The 20,199-nt window shown below is 43.4% G+C and carries 14 protein-coding genes; 6 read left to right on the top strand and 8 right to left on the bottom strand.

Annotated features, from left to right (window positions below):
• Positions 1-202 precede the first annotated feature (202 nt).
• The 5 genes from nadA to uvrA all read left to right on the top strand — a co-directional run bounded on the left by nadA (position 203) and on the right by uvrA (position 9,821).
• Positions 203-1,123, top strand: a complete 921-nt coding sequence (gene nadA / locus Q7J27_14265) for a quinolinate synthase NadA (GenBank protein MDO9530305.1) — start codon at positions 203-205, stop codon at positions 1,121-1,123.
• Between the two features lie 52 nt (positions 1,124-1,175).
• Entirely contained in the window at positions 1,176-4,676 is a 3,501-nt protein-coding gene (mfd, locus tag Q7J27_14260; GenBank protein MDO9530304.1) for a transcription-repair coupling factor, read from the top strand.
• 17 nt (positions 4,677-4,693) lie between these two features.
• Positions 4,694-5,662 (top strand): peptidylprolyl isomerase, encoded by a 969-nt coding sequence (locus Q7J27_14255; GenBank protein ID MDO9530303.1) that lies wholly within the window; start codon positions 4,694-4,696, stop codon positions 5,660-5,662.
• A gap of 276 nt (positions 5,663-5,938) precedes the next feature.
• The gene (locus Q7J27_14250; GenBank protein ID MDO9530302.1) at positions 5,939-6,907 is read left to right on the top strand and encodes a peptidylprolyl isomerase; all 969 of its coding nucleotides are present in this window, start codon (positions 5,939-5,941) and stop codon (positions 6,905-6,907) included.
• Between the two features lie 88 nt (positions 6,908-6,995).
• Positions 6,996-9,821: an excinuclease ABC subunit UvrA gene (uvrA, locus tag Q7J27_14245; protein ID MDO9530301.1), complete on the top strand. Its 2,826-nt coding sequence runs from the start codon at positions 6,996-6,998 to the stop codon at positions 9,819-9,821.
• Between the two features lie 9 nt (positions 9,822-9,830).
• Here uvrA and Q7J27_14240 read toward each other — a convergent pair whose 3' ends face one another.
• The 8 genes from Q7J27_14240 to Q7J27_14205 all read right to left on the bottom strand — a co-directional run bounded on the left by Q7J27_14240 (position 9,831) and on the right by Q7J27_14205 (position 18,231).
• Positions 9,831-10,160 (bottom strand): helix-turn-helix domain-containing protein, encoded by a 330-nt coding sequence (locus Q7J27_14240; protein ID MDO9530300.1) that lies wholly within the window; start codon positions 10,158-10,160, stop codon positions 9,831-9,833.
• Positions 10,161-10,204: 44 nt separating this feature from the next.
• On the bottom strand, positions 10,205-10,723 hold the full coding sequence (locus Q7J27_14235) for a hypothetical protein (protein MDO9530299.1): 519 nt from the start codon (positions 10,721-10,723) through the stop codon (positions 10,205-10,207).
• 76 nt (positions 10,724-10,799) lie between these two features.
• On the bottom strand, positions 10,800-11,282 hold the full coding sequence (gene moaC / locus Q7J27_14230; protein ID MDO9530298.1) for a cyclic pyranopterin monophosphate synthase MoaC: 483 nt from the start codon (positions 11,280-11,282) through the stop codon (positions 10,800-10,802).
• 207 nt (positions 11,283-11,489) lie between these two features.
• Complete coding sequence (gene murI / locus Q7J27_14225; GenBank protein ID MDO9530297.1) at positions 11,490-12,308, bottom strand: glutamate racemase; 819 nt, start codon at positions 12,306-12,308, stop codon at positions 11,490-11,492.
• 92 nt (positions 12,309-12,400) lie between these two features.
• The gene (gene alaS, locus Q7J27_14220) at positions 12,401-15,031 is read right to left on the bottom strand and encodes an alanine--tRNA ligase (protein MDO9530296.1); all 2,631 of its coding nucleotides are present in this window, start codon (positions 15,029-15,031) and stop codon (positions 12,401-12,403) included.
• Complete coding sequence (locus Q7J27_14215; GenBank protein ID MDO9530295.1) at positions 15,018-15,530, bottom strand: RecX family transcriptional regulator; 513 nt, start codon at positions 15,528-15,530, stop codon at positions 15,018-15,020. Before Q7J27_14215 ends, alaS begins: the two co-directional genes overlap by 14 nt.
• A gap of 2 nt (positions 15,531-15,532) precedes the next feature.
• On the bottom strand, positions 15,533-16,129 hold the full coding sequence (locus tag Q7J27_14210) for a hypothetical protein (protein MDO9530294.1): 597 nt from the start codon (positions 16,127-16,129) through the stop codon (positions 15,533-15,535).
• 125 nt (positions 16,130-16,254) lie between these two features.
• Complete coding sequence (locus tag Q7J27_14205) at positions 16,255-18,231, bottom strand: helicase C-terminal domain-containing protein (GenBank protein MDO9530293.1); 1,977 nt, start codon at positions 18,229-18,231, stop codon at positions 16,255-16,257.
• Between the two features lie 631 nt (positions 18,232-18,862).
• Here Q7J27_14205 and Q7J27_14200 point away from each other — a divergent pair.
• Positions 18,863-19,975, top strand: coding sequence for a PIN domain-containing protein (locus Q7J27_14200; protein ID MDO9530292.1), 1,113 nt, complete (start codon positions 18,863-18,865; stop codon positions 19,973-19,975).
• The last annotated feature ends 224 nt before the right edge of the window (positions 19,976-20,199 follow it).

The raw sequence follows: 20,199 nt of genomic DNA, 5'->3' as shown, positions 1-20,199 counted from the left end.
CCGGTTGCATCGGTAATTTAGGTGAAAAACGCTATCTTAAAAGTTCTTCCTTGTCAATATGGAACGGGGGTCTTTTTCACTTGAATTAATCTAATTGATGTTATAGATGAGAGTTCAGAGTTCAAAGTTTCGAGTTTAAAGTTTAAAGCTCAACCCGGAACCCTGAACTTTGAACTCCAAACTCGGAACTCGGAGCTAATAAATGGGGCACCTTGATTTACAGAAAAAGATAAGGAAGTTACTGAAAGAAAAGAATGCCATTCTATTGGTGCATTATTATCAAAGAGACGAGATTCAAGAGATTGCTGATATTTTAGGTGATTCACTGGCTTTGAGTATAGGGGCAGCCAAAACAGATGCCGATATTATTGTTTTTGCAGGTGTTCTCTTTATGGCGGAGAGTGCCTCAATAGTATCTCCTGATAAGACTGTGCTTCTCCCAAGACTGGATGCCGGATGTCCGCTTGCAGATATGGTTACCGTCCCGCAGCTAAAAATGGCGAAAAAGAAAAATCCGGGTGCTGCAGTAGTGACCTACGTGAATTCTTCCGCCGAAATAAAAGCCCAGAGCGATATATGCTGTACCTCTTCCAATGCTTTAGGGGTAGTCAATTCGCTCAAAAATTATAAAAAAGTCCTTATGATTCCCGATGGAAATATTGCCCGCTACACTGCCAGATTTACCGACAAGGAAATCATTCCATGGAATGGTTACTGCCCGGTTCACCATTTTGTAAAACCACAAGAAGTAAAGAAGGTTAAAGCTAAGCATCCACAGGCGCAATTTGTCGCCCATCCCGAATGTGCCCCGGAGATACTTGACATAGCGGATTATGTTGGGAGTACCCAGGGGATTATCAGATTTGCCAAAGAAACCGATGCCCGGGAAATTATTGTCGGTACCGAGGCAGGAATCATGTATCAGCTAAAAAAGGAAATTCCAGGGAAGAAATTTATTTCTGCCTCGGATAAGCTGATCTGTCGTACCATGAAATACACTACACTTGAAGATATCTTAAGCTCGCTTTTGGAAATGAAACATGTAATCAAGGTTCCTGAAGATGTACGGGTTCCAGCCGAAAAGGCCCTTAAGGGAATGTTGGAGATTGGAGCTGAAGACTGACGGCTGATGATAGCCGAATGTTTCAAATACTTCGGGAGTGAGATTGTTTTTGGTGAAAGAAATTGTGATATCTGATCCCGTCTTTAATGCCGTTATCGAGAAGATTAACCAGGGAGAGAACGAATTAAAGGTTAGCGGTCTTCACGGTTCGGCAAAGTCCTTCCTTTTTGCAGCGCTTTTTAAAACCATAAAGAAACCCCAGATTATAATTTGTTCCACCGAAAGAAAAGCAAAAGATGTATACCAGGATGTCTCTTTCTTCCTTGATGGTAACGATGTTGTCTTTTATCCGCCATGGGAAATGGTTTCAACCGATATGCTTTCTTGCCAGGGGGATGTGGAGCCAAGGAGGATAGATACCCTTTTCAGATTGGTTTCCGGTAATCCCGCCGTATTTGTTATTCCGCTTTCTGCCCTTCTGCAAAGAGCTGTTCCGAGAAACATTCTTGAAGATTATGTTGAGACAATATCCATAGGTGATACCTTGGAAAGGGATAGTTTTACCGCGAAGCTGGACGAGGGAGGCTACAGGAGGGTAGCCCTGGTAGAGGAGGAGGGGGAGTTTAGTGTAAGGGGTCATGTGATTGACATTTTTCCTCCAATCTCTGATACGCCCTTGAGAATGCTGTTTATAGGGGATGAATTAGAGTCGATCAGGGAATTTGATACGGTTTCACAAAGATCTACTAAAGAGTTCGATGAGTTTGTTCTCACCCCTGCGAGGGAGCTTATACTGTCAGGGAATGTACAGCGACAGGCTATAAGGAACTTGAAGAAAAGGGCGGGTGAGCTGGGCACTTCTATAACCGTGCGAAATCGCATTGCCGAAATAATAAAAAATGGTCTTTCCTCTTCGATAAACCCGCTGTTTTTACCTCTGTTTTATAATGGTCTTGATACGATTTTTGATTATGTTCCTGAGGATAGCATGTTGATTTTTGACGATTTCATCGCCATGCAGCAGGCTGAAGAAAAGATTGTAAATGATATAGATGGATTTCTACTCAAGGCCGAAAGAGAAGATAAATTCTATCTGGAAAAAGATTTTTTTTGTGTATCAATGGCGGAACTGTTTCAGCGCTTTGTGGATTTCAAGAAGGTATATATTGAGGGACTTGAATTTGGCATTGATGATAAAAATGATTCTGCAGTCAAATTTCATATTGAGACCAATACCGGGCTGAAGAAGAAAACATCTGAAATCAGCATGGAAGATAGTATTCTGGCCCCTCTCGTGGAAAAGATTAGAAAGTGGATGGATGATGGAAATCTTGTATCCTTTTTGTGTAGCGGAGACGAAGGGATTCAGAGAATGTCCCATCTGCTTATGGGATATTCCCTCCCTGTTACCAGGTCAGATGCCCCTGTCTTATCTGAGCTGGCACGGCATGATGGCAAAGGAAGCCTGATCTTAAGAGATGGGAAGATAACTGAGGGTTTTCATTTTCCAGGTCTCAAGATCATTGTTGTTGGTGAAGAGGAAGTTTTTGGCAAAAAGGAAAAAAGGAGAAGGGCACGACCGGTCAGAGAGGGATATTTTCTTAAATCGTTTGGGGAGTTGAGGGAGGAGGACTATGTTGTCCATACCGATCATGGCATAGGTAAATACCTTGGGCTTAAAAAGTTATCAATTGGAAAGATCGAGAATGATTTCCTGCTTATCGAGTATCTTGGAGGTGATAAGCTCTATATCCCTGTTGACCGTCTGGATCAGATTCAGAGATATATCGGCCCGGATGGTTATGTACCGAGCATTGATAAATTGGGTGGCTCTTCATGGGATGTGGTTAAGAAGAGGGTAAAGAGATCCGTGCGGGAAATTGCGGAAGAGCTCGTTTCCGTTTATGCCGCCAGGGAAGTGATGGAAGGGCACTCGTTTTCTCCTACCGACAGATATTATGATGAATTTTCGTCTTCCTTTGAGTATGATGAGACTCCGGATCAGGCAAAAGCTATAGAGGAAATCATCTATGATATGAGTGATTCCAAGCCGATGGACAGATTAATCTGCGGGGATGCCGGGTTTGGCAAGACCGAAGTAGCACTGAGGGCCTCTTTCAGGGCGGCGATGGAGGGGAAACAGGTGGCGGTTCTGGTTCCCACAACAATTCTGGCAGAACAGCATTATCAGACATTTGCCAGGAGACTTGAAAAAACCCCTGTCAGCGTTGAGGTTTTGAACCGGTTCAAAACCAGGGCTCAGCAAAAGGAAATCGTTGAGGCGATAAACAGAGGGTTGGTAGATATTGTAATCGGCACCCACAGGATTTTGCAGAAGGACGTTGTTTTTAAAGATTTGGGACTTGTTATTATAGATGAAGAACAGCTTTTTGGGGTGAGCCACAAAGAAAAGCTGAAAAAGTTACGTGCCCTTGTTGATGTTCTGACAATGACAGCGACCCCTATACCGAGGACACTGCATCTGTCGTTAATTGGGATAAGGGATTTATCTATTATCAACACACCTCCTGATGATCGTCTTTCCATCAAAACGTATGCTTTGGAGTTTGATGAAGATGCGATAAGGGATGCTATCAGACGAGAGATTGAAAGAGGTGGCCAGGTTTTCTTTCTTCATGACAGGGTACGTTCAATATACACAATGGCGCGAGTTATAGAGAGACTGGTTCCCGAGGCTAAGGTTGGAGTAGCCCATGGCCAGATGAAGAGCAGGGAACTTGAGAATGTTATGGTGAAATACCTACAGCGGGATTACAATGTCCTTGTGTGTACCACGATTATAGGATCAGGAATTGACATCCCGACGGCAAATACAATGATTATAAATCGTGCGGACAGATTTGGACTTTCCCAGTTGTACCAACTCAGAGGGAGGGTAGGAAGGTCAAAAGAAGAAGCTTACGCTTTTCTCCTGGTTCCCAAAGGAGCAATGCTCTCAGAGGACGCCAGAAAGAGACTTCAGGTAATCAAAGAATTTTCGGAACCCGGTTCCGGTTTCAGGATTGCCTCTCATGACCTGGAAATAAGGGGAGCCGGGAATCTCCTGGGAATATCGCAGTCGGGTCATATTTCCGCCGTGGGCTATGAGCTTTATACTCAGTTAATGGAAAGAACTGTTAGGGAACTCAGGGGTGAAAAGATGCCCGAAGAGGAAATAAAGCCGGAAATCAATATGGGATTGCCGGCCTTTATTCCGGATGATTATATAGCCGATATGCACAGGAGGCTTGTAACCTATAAGCGGGTATCCATGGCTGCCACTGATGATGACCTAACCGAGATTAGAGAAGAGCTTGAAGATTGCTATGGGTTTATCGCTCCGCAAGTTGAAAATCTTCTGGAGATTATCAGTGCCAGGAACCTTTTAAAGGATGTTTGGGGTAAAAAGATGGAGTATGACGGGAAGAAGATTTCCATTTATTTTCATAAGGATAGCCCCGTTGAACCGGGAAAGATAGTTGAACTTTCCCAGAAAAAGATGAAAGGGTCGCAGTTTACACCCGATTTTAAACTAAGTGTCCCGATGTCGGGCCTTAGCGGTGACGAAGTTTTAAAACAGGCAAAGGATTTACTGCGTGAGTTTCAAGTTTAAAGGGTTTAGGAGTTAAGATGTATAGAAACGGGTCGTATCGTACATGGCAATTTCTGTGTATAGGTGTTGTTTTATTTATTATCTTATCCGGCTGTCAGGGTGTGGATGACACTGCGAAGAAATATATTGCTACTGTCAATGGAGCGAAGATTTTCCTGAGTGATTTCAACGAAAGATTAAAAAAAGAACTGGATATCATGGAGAGCATTCCGTCCTTGAAAGAGGGTGAAATCGACCGGCTGAAAGAGGAAATATTGAATGAACTTATTGATGATAAGATCATGCTGCTTCGTGCTGAAAAGCTTTCCCTGTCCGTTAGTAATGAAGATTTGAAGAATAGAATTGAGGAAATAAACAAGGATTATCCTGATGGTGGATTTAAAAAGATATTTACGAAAAGTGGAATAGATTATGATATCTGGAAGGAAGCGTTGAAAAAAAGGGTAATGCTGGAAAAACTGGTTCATCATGATGTGAATTCCATTATTATGGTTGAAGAGGATGAAGCTTTTGCATATTATGAGGATCATTCAGAGCAATATATCTCCGGGGAACGGGTTCATGCCGCTCATATTGTCGTCCAAAGTCGTAAGGAGGCAGAAGAAGTTCTTAAAAGATTGAAGGGTGGAGAGGATTTTGGTAAGGTTGCGCAGGAGATTTCCACCGGTCCGGAAAGTATCAGAGGCGGAGACCTCGGAGTTTTTAGTCGAGAGGTGATGCCGGAATCCTTTGATAAGGTTGTATTTTCTTTGCCCCCCGGGAAAATCAGCAAGGTGGTAAATACTCCTTACGGCTATCATATCTTCAAGGTTTTTAAGAAAAGTAAAGGTGAGAGGATAAGCTTTTCGGAAGTAAAGAAGAAGATTATATTCGATCTGAAAAAAGAAAAAGAAGAGCTTGAATATATGAAGTGGTTGAAAAAGTTAAGGTCGGAGGTAGATATCAAAATTAACAGGGACCTCCTTAGGAAGGTCAAAGTGTCGTAAAAAGAGTGCCTAAAGTGAACTAAAGTTTAAAGTGCCTAAAGTTGACAAATTCGTAAAAAGTCTCAAAATGTGTCATTTGTCATCCTGAACTTGTTTCAGGATCTCACTTGTTTCAGCATCTAAACATTTCAACAACTTAGAGACCCTGAATGATCCTGAAACAAGTTCAGGACATGATTTTGGGTGACAAAAAATGGCTTTTTACGAATGCATCAACCTTAACTTTAGGCACTTTAGCTCACTTTAGTCACTTAAAACTTAAATTGGCAGGTGTTTATGAAAGCGTTGAAAGTATGTATATTTATCTGTTTTGCGGTGATATTTCTATCCAATCCGCTAAATGCTAAAATTGTAGACAGGATCGTTGCCATTGTGAATGATGAAGTTATAACCCTATTTGAGTTGAACAGCGACCTTGAACCCCATTTGAAAAAGATAGAGGAATCCAGAAAAGGAGAAAGCAGGGAAAAGATTATTGCAGAGGCCAGGCTGGCAATGTTGAACAAGATGATTGATGAAACCCTGGTAACGCAAGAGGCAAAGAAACTGGGAATTGTTGTGAAAGAAGAAGATGTTATGCAAGCCGTCGGTGATATGTTGTCCAGAAGAAATAGCAAGATGGAAGATTTCATGAAGACTCTGGCTAAAGAGGGAAGCAACTTCGAGAGGTATAAAGAAGAAGTTAAAGAACACCTGATGAAGATGAGACTGGTTGGAAGAAACATAAAATCAAAAGTTTCCGTTACCGATGAGGAGATAGGCGATTATTATCGTGAGCACCGGAAGGATTATGAGGGAGAAGAGGCAGTTAGAATAAAACAGATACTTATCATTTTACCCAAAGATTGCAGCAAGAAAAAGAAACGGCAACTGAGAGCGAAGGCTAAAACGATACATAGGCAATTGGAAGAAGGAAAATCGTTTGAGTTGTTGGCAAGCGAGCATTCCCAAGGACCTGCCGCAAAAATCGGTGGCGACCTCGGTTTTGTCGAGAAAGGGATGATTCTTCCGGAGGTGGACAAAGAGGCCTTCAGCTTAGCGAATGGTCAGATAAGTGATGTTATCGAATCTCCCATAGGTTTTCATATTATAAAGGTGACGGACAGGAAGGGTGCAGGGATAAAGTCGCTCGAGTCAGTACGTGAAGAAATTAAAGATAGGATAGGTCAGGTCAAGATTGAGAAGAAGTTTTATGAATGGCTCGAAGAACTGAGAAAAAAATCCTATATAGATATAAGGCTTTAAAGTTAAGCTCACTCCTAATCAATAATTGCAAAATTTTTGTCATATCGACAAACTATTGTCGATGCTGAGACACTAAGCGCCTAATTCCATGAAACATATAAAGATAAGGGGTGCGCGTCAGCACAACCTGAAAAATATAAATATAAACATTCCCAGAGATGAACTTGTCGTGATAACCGGTGTCAGCGGTTCCGGTAAATCGTCTCTGGCTTTCGATACGATTTATGCCGAGGGACAGAGACGATATGTGGAATCACTTTCTACCTATGCACGCCAGTTCATCGGTCAGTTGGATAAGCCCGAGGTTGAATTGATAGAGGGTTTGTCCCCCGCCATAGCTATTGAACAAAGAACAGCAAGTCAGAACCCCCGTTCGACGGTTGGAACAGTAACCGAGATATACGATTACCTCCGCCTTTTATATGCACGGATAGGAGTGCCCCACTGTTATAAATGTGGACGGGAGATTAAATCTGAAACCATTGATATAATACTCGATAATGTACTGGTATTTCCCGAAAAGACAAAAATAAATATTATGTCGCCGATTGTCAGGGGAAAGAAGGGTGAATTTCAGAAAGAATTGAAGAAATTGCGCAAGGACGGTTTTGTTCGGGTCAGGATTGATGGAAGGACTCTGGAACTTGCCGAAGATATTGAACTGGACAGGAATAAGCGCCACAATATCGATGTTGTAGTTGACAGGCTTATCATGAAAAAAGGGATACGAAAGCGATTGAGGGATTCTCTCGAAATTGCCATGGGCCTGTCGGAGGGGCTTGTCAGGATTGCTACCGACGGGGGCAAGGATATTATCTTTAGTGAAGGATATGCCTGTCAGGATTGCGGCGTCAGCATTGTTGAGATGACACCGCGGATGTTTTCGTTCAATAGTCCTTACGGTGCCTGCCCTGACTGTGGTGGTCTGGGGACACGGATGTATTTTGATGAGGATCTGGTTGTGCCTGATCCGGGACTTTCCATAAGGGAGGGTGCTATCGTCCCCTGGGAAAACAGGAATTCCCTTAACTTTTATCAGATGCTGGAGGCCCTTTCCAAACACTATAAATTTGATATCAACGTTCCATTTAATAAATTGTCGGAAAGGATCAGAACTGTCCTTCTGTACGGTTCAGGAGATGAAGAGATTAAATTCCATTTTGACAGGGGCGGCAGACGGTATTTTTATACCAAGCCGTTTGAAGGTGTGATCAACAATCTTGACCGACGATACAGGGAAACAAATTCCAATGAAGTAAGAATGGGGTTAGCGACATATATTAATGTAAGGGAATGTCCGACCTGTCATGGTTATAGACTCAAAGAAGAGAGTCTTTCTGTAACTGTAGGGGGTAAAAATATATGTGAAGTGTGTCAGATGTCGATCGGGGAGTGCATCAGATTCTTTGAAACGCTTTCTCTGTCGGACCAGAATATGGTTGTATCTGAAAGGATAGTGAAGGAGATAAAGGAAAGACTTCGATTTCTCCTCGATGTAGGAATGGATTATATCAATCTGGCCAGGTCTTCGGGTACCCTCTCCGGTGGGGAGTGGCAGCGTATCAAACTCGCAACGCAGATAGGTTCCGGACTGGTAGGTGTTCTTTATGTGTTAGATGAACCGACAGTTGGTCTGCACCAGAGGGATAACATCAGACTTATTTCTACACTTAAGCATCTGCGCGATATGGGGAATACAGTTTTAGTGGTGGAACACGATGCGGAGATGATAATGTCATCTGATTGCATTGTTGACATGGGACCGGGTGCGGGATTGAATGGGGGTGAGGTTGTCTTTCAAGGTACACCGGGAGAAATTTGCAAGAGTGAAAGATCCCTGACGGGTAAATATCTTTCAGGGATGTTATCCATTCCGGTACCCGATCGGCGAAGACATGTCCCTGATGAATTTATAATCCTGGAAGGTGCTAATCAAAATAACCTGAAGGATATCGACATAAAGATTCCGGTGGGGGTTTTTACATGTGTGACCGGTGTATCCGGTTCGGGAAAGAGCACCATGGTCATCGAAACTCTTTATAAGGTACTTGCCCGCAGGCTGTACAGATACAGGGGCAGGGTGGGGAAGTTGAGACGGATAGGAACCCTTGGTGGTATCGAAAGAGTTATCGTCATGAACCAGCAACCTATAGGACGTACCCCGCGATCAAATCCGGCCACCTATACAGGAGCATTTACACATATCAGGGAGCTTTTTGTAAGGCTTTCTGAATCACGTATCAGGGGGTATAAACCTGGTAGATTCAGTTTTAATGTCAAGGGTGGAAGATGTGAATCCTGCTATGGGAATGGTTTGATAAGAGTGGAGATGCATTTTTTGCCGGATGTTTATGTGACCTGTGATGTATGTCATGGGAAGAGATTCAACAAGGATACCCTGGAAATTAAATACAGGGGGGAAAATATAGCAGATATTCTGGATATGACAGTCAATCAAGGACTTTCATTTTTTGACAGTGTTCCGGCGATAAAATCGAAACTGCAGCTCCTTTTCGATGTGGGTCTCGGGTACCTAAAATTAGGCCAATCTGCGACGACTCTTTCAGGTGGAGAGGCACAGAGGATAAAACTGGCGAGAGAATTGGGTAAACGAGCTACTGCAAACACCCTTTATATTCTTGATGAACCTACGATAGGCCTTCACTTTGCGGATATTCAGAAGCTTCTCGATGTCTTAATGAGACTGGTGGATATGGGAAATACTGTTGTAGTAATTGAACACAACCTGGATGTGATAAAATCTGCCGATTATGTAATTGACCTTGGTCCTGAAGGTGGGGAAAGAGGAGGGAAAATTGTTGCTTCTGGTACCCCTGAGGAAGTGGCAGGTATGAAAGATTCTATAACAGGGCAGTTTTTGAATAAGGTTTTGTTGGCAGCTAAGTGCCAATAGATGCTTACTTCATTCTCGTTCAAGGTTAATTCCGAGTTTGCCCATCTTTTTATGGAGGGTGTTTCTATTTATCCCGAGAAAATCCGCGGCGGCAGTCTTAACATTATTAGAACGTTTTAAGGCAATCTTGATTAAGCTACTTTCAAATATCGATAATATTTCCTCATATAATCTGCTCTTTTCTGTGTCTGTCGAACAGAGTAGCGTGACAATGTTTTCTAATTTTTCCTCGATGATATCTTCTACGACTGGGAATAATGATGTTTGAGCAGCCTCATCCATAACCATTCTATTAGATTTTTGTATATCCATGAGAGAGACCGTTCCTTCCTTCATCATAAATTGGCATTCAGACATCTGTGATCAAAAGATGACCATTTTTATCAGAGATGAGTCAGCTTTATGTAAATAGTTCCTAAAAGTATAATAACTACAACCCAGGCTGCAATAAGATTCGAAATCTTCTTTATCGGATATTCAATCAGAGTTTGAACTTCTTCTTCTACCTTGTCTTTATCGATATTATCAACAATATTTTGAACCAGAACGGTAAAATTTTCGTAAGAATTGGACAGCGCTTGAAAACCCTTTGTTGTGGTTAATAAAAGATACGCCTTTTTTTGCATAATAACGGTGCCTACGCTGGTAATATCTTCCCAGCCGAGCACTTTCTTCCTGAACAGTTTTTTTATTTCTATACCGTTGTTTTCTATGATCACTTTACGAGAAATCGATTCAAGGAATATATATAGAAGTGGTATGAGTATAACAAACAGGGCAATTCTTTCTGTAGGAGAACCACTGACGAACAGGGAAATCGAAAGGAGTATAAAGAGGAGAAATACATCTATAGCGAGGGGAATTAATAATGCTCTTCCGATTTTGTATACGGTGGTTGACATATTTTATTCTTTTTTTAATTTTATCCGGTTTGTTGGTTAACCAATACAACTAATACAACCAACTGAACCAATTAAACTATTTTTCCTGTCTTACAAAGGTTCCGCTCTTGCCGCCACTTTTTGTTATTAATTTTATATCAGACAGTATTATCCCACGGTCCGCGGATTTGCACATATCATAAATTGCCAGGGCTGCCGCACTCACGGCCGTCATGGCTTCCATCTCCACACCTGTCTTTCCCACAGTCTTAACATTTGCTTTTATGGTTATCTCACCCTTTTCAATACTACTTGAAAAGTCAATATTTATTCCCGTCAGTTCGAGGGGGTGACACATGGGAATAATATCACTTGTCTTTTTGGCGGCCATTATCCCTGCGATCCTTGCAACACCGAGCACGTCACCCTTCGGCACCTCCCCCTGTTCAATAGCTCTTACAGTATTCGGGTTCATTAGTACTTTTCCCTGGGCCACTGCCTCCCTCAAGGTAGATTCCTTAGCGGAAACATCGACCATTTTCGCTCTGCCTTTTTCGTCAAGATGGGTGAAATTTATCATAAGAATGACTCTTTGGGTTATTTTAAGGATGACGGTTTCGTAAAAAGTCGGATTTCGTTCCTCTCTGTCATTCCCGCGTAGGCGGGAATCCAGTTATTGTAAGGTGTTATAGACTCCCGCCTGCGCGGGAGTGACAAGATTTGGACTTTTTACGAGTCCATCAAGGATGGCTCAAAAAGCGTCTGTGAAATAACACAATAATTTTTTTCAGTCAAGCTCTAAGGAGACAAGGCTCGAGTGTATCGGTTCTCCGTAAAAAACACGGGCTATGCGGTCAAATCTTTCAGAAAGATCCGTTGTAAGCAGGGTTTGTGTTGCTCCCGTTGAGAGTTTTTCCCCGATCTCGGGATGTCTCAGAATATAGTCTTTAAGGCTTTTTGCCACAATGGGTCCCTGTTCAAGAATCTTTACGTTTGAGGGGATATTCCTTTCAAAAGTTGGATAAAGTATCGGATAGTGGGTACAGGCAAGGAGGAGGGTGTCGATGTCGCCATTCTGATCAAATAGCCCCCTCAGATATTTTTTAACAATCAGATCAGTTCCCTCCCAATCGTGTTCCCCTGCTTCCACGATCGGTACCAGAAGAGGGCAGGCCTGCTGAAATATTTCAATTGACGGATTTAACTTGTTGATTTCTTTAATGTAAGCCCTTGATGAGACGACCATCTCAGTTGCCAATAACCCCACCTTGTTGTTTGAGGTTATTTTAACGATCTCTTCGGCACTCGGCCGGACGACCCCGAGGACTCTTCTTTCAGGATATGTTTTAGGCAGGTATTCCTGTTGAATTCTCCGCAGTGCCTTGGCAGATGCAGTATTGCAGGCGATAATAATCAGAGGGCATCCCTGCTTGAAAAGGAAGGCTACCGCCTGCTTTGTAAACTTATATATTATCTTCTCGGAGCGGCCGCCATAAGGTACTCTTGCATTGTCACCTAAATACAGGTAATCATATTCAGGGAGTTCCTGCATGATACTTTTCAATACCGTCAAACCGCCGAAACCGGAGTCAAAAATACCTATCATGAAATGCCACTTTTTAAAAATCCTGCTTGGGTCCCCCTTTAAAAAAACAGGTAAGGGGGTTTTAGCTAATGTAAAATTTAATGTCTGAAAACTTATAGAATTTCCTTCAGCCTGTTCAAAGCCTGTTCTAAATTTTCGGGTTTTGACCCTCCGGCCTGAGCCATGTCGGGGCGTCCGCCGCCGGTTCCTCCCACAATCGGTGCAATCTCTTTTACGATTTTACCGGCGTTATATTTATCGGTAAGGTCTTTTGTAACCATACAGAGCAGCATTGCCTTGCCATCTGCTTTGCTACCGATCAGTATTATTCCTGATTGGATTTTGTCCCTCAGCTTATCCCCAAAATCCCGCAGGGTTTTCACATCCGGCGCATCAACCATGGTTGTAAGCACTCTGACTCCCTTTATTTCCTCGGCCTGACTGAGATGGTCGGACGAAGCCCTGGTTGCCAATTTCCCCTTCAGCGAATCGATTTCTCTTTCAAGTTCTTTCTGGTGTTTCTGGAGCTTCTCCACCCTTTCAGACAGTTCCATAGGATTGGCTTTTAAAAGAGAGGCTGATTTTTTCAGCTCTTTCTCCGTTTCTCTGATATATTTCAGAGATTCTTCTCCAGTTACCGCCTCGATTCTCCTTATGCCGGCTGCTACTGCCGATTCATGGGTAATCTTAAGGAATCCAATATCACCGGTTTTGTTGACGTGAGTTCCCCCGCACAGCTCCATGCTGAAATCACCCATCTTGACAACCCTTACAGCCTCACCATATTTTTCGTCAAAGACGGCCGTTGCACCTGTTTTCATCGCCTCATCTCTGGGTAATACCTTGGTGGTGACAGGGAAGTTTTCTCTGATATATTTGTTTGCCAGGATTTCTACCTTTTCCATCTCTTCTTCGTCGATTTTGGAAAAGTGAGAAAAGTCAAACCGAAGCCTTTTCGGTGTTACAAGAGAACCTGACTGCTTGACATGATCCCCGAGAACTTCTGTTAAAGCTGCTTGTAGGACGTGTGTGCCGGAATGATGTGCTTCTATTGCCCTTCTTTCTTCTTTATCTACTTTGAGATCTACGGCATCCCCGACCTTAATCTGTCCTTTTTTAAGCTTTCCAATATGTGTAAAGAGATCATCAAGAGGCCTTTGTGTGTCCCAGACTTCAAAGAGAAAACCTTCTCCTTTGATGATTCCGGTATCCCCGACCTGTCCTCCAGTTTCTCCATAAAACGGGGTCTGCTCAACGAAGATTTCGGCATTTTCACCTTCCTTTAAGTAGTCGATCTCTTCATTATTTTTCAGAATACCTGTAATACGGGAGCTTGTTTCCGTTGTTCCCTCATATCCTGTGAATTCAGTGGCGATGCCCTGGAGAGACAGTTTTTTGTAACTGTCTGATACGGCTTCTCCACCACTTCCCTTCCACGATTCCCTGGCCAGCTCCCTCTGGGCATCCATAGCCTTTTCGAAACCTTCCATATCCAGTGAGAAATTGTCCTTTCTGATGATGTCTTCCGTCAGATCGACCGGAAACCCGAAGGTGTCATAGAGTTTGAAGATAACGTTACCGGGGACAATATTTTTACCGGCAGTTTTGAGAGATTCCACTTCATCATTCAATATCTTCAAACCGATATCGAGAGTCTCTATAAAACGTTCTTCCTCGTTTATGACCACTTTCCTGACAAATGATTCTTTATCAACAAGGTCAGGATAGGCTTCTTTCATGACATTAATAACTACCGGTACCACCTCGTGCAGAAAAGGTTTGTTTATGTCGAGCAGTTTTCCATGGCGTGCAGCCCTTCTCAATATCCTCCTCAGGACATAACCCCTTCCCTCATTACCTGGGAGGACGCCATCACCCATCAGAAAAGTGATGGCCCGGCTGTGGTCGGCTATCACCCGGATGGACGTGTCATGATCCTCATTTTCCTTGTACTTCTTCCCGCTGATTTTCTCGATAGAACCGATGATTTCTGTAAAAAAATCAGAATCATAGTTGCTGCTTAACCCCTGCATCACTGTCGCTAACCGCTCCAGGCCCATTCCCGTATCAATATTCGGGTTTGGTAGCGGATTCAGGTTGCCCGATTCGTCCCTGTCGAACTGAGTGAAGACAAGATTCCAGAGCTCGAGGTAGCGGTCGCATTCACATTCCATGTTGCACTCAGGCCGGCCGCAACCTACCCCTTCACCCTGGTCGTACATAATCTCGGAACAGGGACCGCAGGGGCCGGTTTCGCCCATCATCCAGAAGTTATCTTCCTCTCCCATGCGGACAATTTTCTCCGCAGGTATTCCTATCTTTTTGTTCCATATCTCGAAGGCTTCATCATCATCTTCGTAAATTGATATCCATAGTTTCTCTTTGGGAAGACCCATTGCCTCTGTTAGGAAATCCCATCCCCATGTAACGGCTTCATCTTTAAAATAATCGCCGAAGGAAAAGTTTCCCAGCATCTCAAAAAAGGTGTGATGACGGGTAGTATAGCCCACATTTTCCAAGTCGTTATGTTTTCCTCCCGCCCTGACACATTTTTGGGAGGAAGCGGCCCTTGTGTAGCCCCGGTCTTCCTCTCCCAGGAAGCAGTATTTAAACTGAACCATGCCTGAATTGGTAAACAGCAGAGTCGGATCCTCTTTCGGGACAAGAGATGAGCTTGCCACCACCGTATGTCCCCTTTCCTCAAAGTATTTTAAGAACTTTTCTCTGATCTCACTTCCCGTCATTTGTAAATTCCTCCTCTGGTCTTCCTAACACCTCAAAAATCAACCCTGCATGGAAACCTCTTCCCATCAGGTTTTGAGCCAGTCTTCTCTTTTCTTTTTCGTCGAGTTCAACAACCTTTTTGCCTTTAACCTTTTTTTCTATAAGTACGTTTATGGCCTCTTTCTCGCTTATTTCTTCACGAACCCACGCAATCGATTGTTCAATGAACTTCCTGTCAATCCCCTTTTCCAGAAGGCTCATTTCAATCCTTCTGTTTCCGTAGAGTCTGTTTACAGCCAGATTGCGGGCCCATTGTTTTGCGAAGGATTCATCGTCCAAATATTTGAGATCGAGAAGCCTGACGATGACTTTTTCTACAATGGATTCTTCAAAACCCCTTTCTTTGAGTTTTGACCGTATCTCCTTTGTGCTTCTTCCTCTAACGGAAAGGAAGCGGAAGGCCTTCTGCTTTGCTTTTTCGAGCGTGGGGTCTTCCCCACCTGTTGTCGAGCCGTGCAATTTTACTTTTGCTGTTCCTTTTCGTCCGCGGTTGTGGCCGCAGGTTTTTCTTCAGTTTTCTCTTTAGGCGACTCCATATCCTTGATCTTTTCTTCCTGCGCCTTTATTTGTTCGGTCAGGTTGCTGATCCGTAGTTTGGTGGTGGCCAGCTTGGCCTCGACGTTGACCCTGTCGGCTTCCATTCTGAGTTTTTTGGACTTTAGATCCGCTATGCCCTTAATGTTATCATCCTTTTTACCCAAACCCGACTCGTCTATTGCCTCCGTCTTTGCTATATCCAGGGCAATCGCGGCCTCTTGGCGGTACTTTTCGGCCTGATCCTGTTCATATCCCGCATATTTCCCCTGAGTTGAAGCCAGCTCCTTTTTAAGCTCGGCGAGTTTAACGTTTTCTTCTGAAATCTTAAGGTCAAGCTCGGCCTTTTTGACCCCTTCTTGCTTATCTTCAGGAACCTGGGCAAATAGATTCTGATCCACGTCAGACGTAATTGAGCTCACCTTTGAGGTTATGGTGCCCTTGATTTCCTGAGTGGTTCCGCATCCGACGGACAAAGAAATTGCAAGCAGGGTTATAAAACCGATGTACGAAAAACTTTTCATGATGCCATTCCCCCTTTGTTGACAGGTAAAAGATTTGATGGTTATGCTCTCAATCCTAATATCATTACGAGTTTTATGCAATTTTGGCAAGGAAAATATTACGAAAATACGTTCCGGTAAAGGTTTTAATTAATGCCGACGCCTTTAATATCTGCGGAATCTATTTTCTGTGCACGGGTGACTTTTGCGGTTCCCCCCTTTAAGATTCCCTCTTGCCCCCCTTTTCCAAAGGGGGGTATGGGGGGATTCACGGGAATGGAGTCAAAAAAAGTTTTCACATCTTCAACACTGTGGACGATGTTTGTCTCCGGCAATGATGAGACGATAGTCCTGCCGTACGAACGAGTAACGAGCCGTGTATCAAGCATGGCAACCACGCCATATTCGTTACTCCCTCTGATGAGCCGTCCAAAACCCTGCCTCAATGACAGAATAGCAGACGGGAGGGCAAGGTCGTTAAACCATCTGTTTCCCAGTCTCCTGCATCTTTCCTGATATACCGGATCTCCCGGTGAGCTGAATGGAATCTTCGCAATAATCACAAGGCTCAAATCGTCCCCCTTTATATCAACCCCCTGCCAGAAAGTAGCGGTTGCCAGGAGTACTGAATTAGGAGTATTTTTAAACCACTCAATAAGTTTTGCAGGGGGCATATCCCCCTGGGATTTGAAGGGGTGGAATATCCTGGCACTTTTCGCAACAAAATTAAGATGTTTGTAAGATGTAAACAACACCAATGCCCTGCCACGGGACGCATCGACAAGACCCTCTATTACCTTGAGGCTCTCCTGCTGAAATATCTCATCATTTCCTCTGTCCGGTCCCGGCAGGTCTTTGTCAACATATAGGAGAGACTGCCTTCTGTAATCAAATGGCGAGCCGACAATCTTTTCTTCAAAATCTTCGATGCCCAGCCTCTTCTTTAAAAAAGCAAACTTTCCTGCTGATGTCAAAGTAGCCGATGTCATAATCGTGCTGTCATAAATGTCTGTCAGTACTCTGAAAGCACTCCGGGATTCCACAAGGTTGCTTTTAAACTCCAGGGCATTGCCATTTCCCGCTATATAATAAACCCTGTCCGCATCATCTTGTCCTATAAAGTCATCCATATCCGCGGCAAATGACTTTACATAATCTATTGTTGTTTCTATTTTGTCTTTCAACTCATCATCGGCCACCGATTTCTTCTGCTTTTCCAGCGTTGAAATTGTTTTGTTCAGCGCCAGTTTTTTCCTCAAGCTCTTCAGCCTTTCTATGACGGGATCGGGAATTGGAAAGACCGGCTGAGATGGCACATCTTCCTTTTTAAAGAATGACTCCACCTCTGCAAAAAGGTCATCAACGATTATCTTCAATCCTTTCAGTCTGTAAAGCAGCCACATAGTCCTTGAATAAGTCAGGCTGCTGCCAAGGACATTGGAGATAACATCCTCAATATCAGAGGCCTCATCAATAATTAACTGCTTGTGAAAGGGAAGGACTTTGAAATCCGAAAGGAGGTCATAGATGAGGAGGTGATGATTGACTACCAGGATATCCTTCTTGTGGAGCGTTCGATAATGCCGGTAATAAAAACACCTGTCGTAGAAGGGGCACATTCTGCCGTTACAATCCTGTGAATCTCCGCAGACCTCATGCCAGAATTTCGGAATGAATGAAAGCTCGGCTTTTTCGCCTGTCCCGGTCTTTGCCAGCCATTTGAGAAACTTTTCATAGGTCCCGCCCGCCCCCGCGTATTCTTTTTCCCGTTTCAGACATAGATAGTTATTCTTCCCCTTGAGTATCCCGAAGGAAAACTTCTGAGGAAGAGCCTTCTTAAGAAAAACAAGATCCTTCTTTACAAGCTGATCCTGAAGGGCCAGCGATGAAGTGGATACTACCGTTTTTTCCTGCGAAAGCACCGCTGGGATAAGATAGGCAAAAGATTTGCCGACGCCTGTACCAGCCTCTATGAGAAGATTCTTTTTCTTCTTGAGGCAACGCCCGACTTCGCCTGCCATCTCACGCTGCTCCGGACGGTCTTCATAATCAGGGAAACTCTTCTTTAATATGTTAAAGCTTGATGATAATTCTTTCAAATGGTTATCCTGTCTTTTCGACATATTATAACAAAGCAACGACTTTGATGCATTCGTAAAAAATCAGTTTTCCACCAGTTTGTCATTCTCGCCTTCGCGGGCATGACGATTAGTATATTTATCTGATATCATTTACTTCTTTGTCATTCCCGCGCAGGCGGGAATCCAGGGAAAAAGGGGAATCCGACTTTTTACGAAACCACCAACTTTGAAGAGATCATGTCGTTTAATCCATTCACAGTAGCTACTCTCTGTGCGAATCGAATAGTGCCTCCGCCGCATCACATCGCGCATATCATCAAGAATCTTACTTGACATAGCTTTCTTTCTATTTTACCGTATTTTCGATGCTTTGAAAGGGTATGCTATATTCAATATTGAAAGCAAGCAAAATTGCCTGTTTGTCTGTTCAATATCAGGATATCAGGCAAAATTGCCTTATGCGTAAATGTTGATCAGGCTTCGCTACGCTCAGCCTGATCAACGCCGGGATTAGCGGTTCCCGCTCCTATCCCATTGCCATCGAGCTCCGCGCTCCGCCCGATAACAATGGGATGGAGCAGCGTACTCACCTGTGAATCGGCGCAAGCGCCATTCGTAGGTTGCGCCGCCGCTCATCCCGGTGTTCGGTCAAGATAAGAAGGGGCTTTTTACTATGCATTATGCATTTATCGACACAAACATTTTTATTCGCGTGATGTCGCAAGGTAAACCCGGGTGCGAGACTGATCTCTTTGAGAGACTTCGCGTCCTTGCGACTGGCGGTGCATTGACTTTGGTTATTCCAGAAGTGGTGCATCTTGAACTTGAAGGACAGATGCATAACCCATCAGAAGTTCTCAAGCAAAGGTTTGGGGAGTTGAAGAAGATCATCAACACTACCTCTGTTTGGTCGGAAATCGAAGATGCCAAGCAATTGGTAATGCAACAGCTCGATTCATTGCGTGACGAAAAACAACAGCGTTGGCATCAAATATATAAGGACGTCTTGGAGTTGCTTAATTCCGAAAAAGTCTCTTCAATACCCTTCACCGCAGAGATCATGTGTCGAGCAAAAAAACGGATCATCCGAAGAGGAATGCCAAAGAACTCCCCAAGGGTGGATCAGGATTCTGCAATTGTTGAGTCCCTTATAGTTCACTTTTCTCTTATTCAAGATCTTAAACCTATTCTTCTTTTCTGTTCTGAGAACCATTCAGACTTCGCAATCGAGATACCGGAACGTAAATCACAAGATCGGGTTTTTGCTTTACATCCTGTTTTAGCTAAAGATTTACCAAAGACACACTTCTTCACAAAACTTGAAGATCTGCTCCAGTTAGACCAAGGATATGAGTCTCTTCCACAACCACCGAATGACGAAGAGATCAAGGAGGCTATGGATAGAGCCGACAAACTTGGTTCTGAGTGCAATTTCGAATTTGATGCTAATGGCTACGATGAATACATGAAGGCTGTAGAGCATCTAGACATCATTATTAATACACGTCTTGTCAATCAATACGTCGCTGAAGTTATTCCGACTCTACCGGAGGATTTTCGGATCAAACGCGAAGATTTGGTCAAGAGAATTCATAAGTTACTCGAACAATGCCGGCAATGTATATCATGGGATGACCGCAGTGAATCAAAGTTGCCTCAGTGGATGGAGTACGTTCCTGAAGGTATGATTCCATATACTTCTTTATCTAACCTTATGAAGATAGAAAGTAACCTTCATCGGTACCTTTCTATTCATAAGGAGATGGATGACAATAAGAAGGACTGACCGAACGAATAAGGATAGATTGTGTGAGTGAAGCGAACCACGATCTTATCCGGTTGTTGGACAAGCCCGGTGTTGACTGTATATAAGAAAATATCTTTTTTTGAACAGGGGGCAGGAAGTGCGTCTTCAAAGAACGTACTTTTTTCAAGGCGTACGGGTACCTTAACCTATAAATAGGCTTTTAAAAATTATTTATTTCATAAAAGTTTTTCCCTCCTGTTTTG

This window comes from Syntrophales bacterium, from assembly GCA_030655775.1.
Classification (GTDB): Bacteria; Desulfobacterota; Syntrophia; order Syntrophales; family JADFWA01; genus JAUSPI01.
Note: the sequence above shows the minus strand (reverse complement) of the source record. Positions and strands in the feature narration are given on the sequence as shown.